This is a genomic window from Kytococcus schroeteri, from assembly GCF_002847825.1.
In the GTDB taxonomy this organism is placed as follows: Bacteria; Actinomycetota; Actinomycetes; order Actinomycetales; family Dermatophilaceae; genus Kytococcus; species Kytococcus schroeteri.
This window is the reverse complement of sequence record NZ_PKIZ01000165.1, coordinates 1-306: the sequence shown is the minus strand read 5'-3', so window position 1 is coordinate 306 and position 306 is coordinate 1. Positions and strand designations below refer to the sequence as shown.

Here is a 306-nt window from a genome sequence, read left to right as displayed (position 1 = left end):
GACGCGCTGAAGGACAGCGTGCAGCGCAGCCACGACGAGCAGTTGCAGGGCATGCTGGCAGCCCACCCACATCCGCAGGCGCTGTGGACGCATGTGCACACCGGAACCGACGTGACTTCTGAGCCGGGTGTGGTGCGCATTGGCACCGCGGTGCAGACCCCGGACGATCCGCTGGAAGTGCCGGTGAACGCCCCGCCGGAGGACCTGGAGCCGGTCAGCGCCATGAGCCTGCGGGAGGTCGCGCTGCGCTATGCCACCATCGAAGCCCCGGTGTCTGTGGAGCTGGCCAGCTTCCACTGCATCGTG

The 306-nt window shown here is 68.3% G+C and carries 1 protein-coding gene; it reads left to right on the top strand.

All coding sequences use genetic code 11. The features are described from left to right. Positions 1-18 precede the first annotated feature (18 nt). A partial coding sequence (locus tag CYJ76_RS12010) for a hypothetical protein (RefSeq protein ID WP_202820503.1) occupies positions 19-306 on the top strand: 288 nt, incomplete at its 3' end.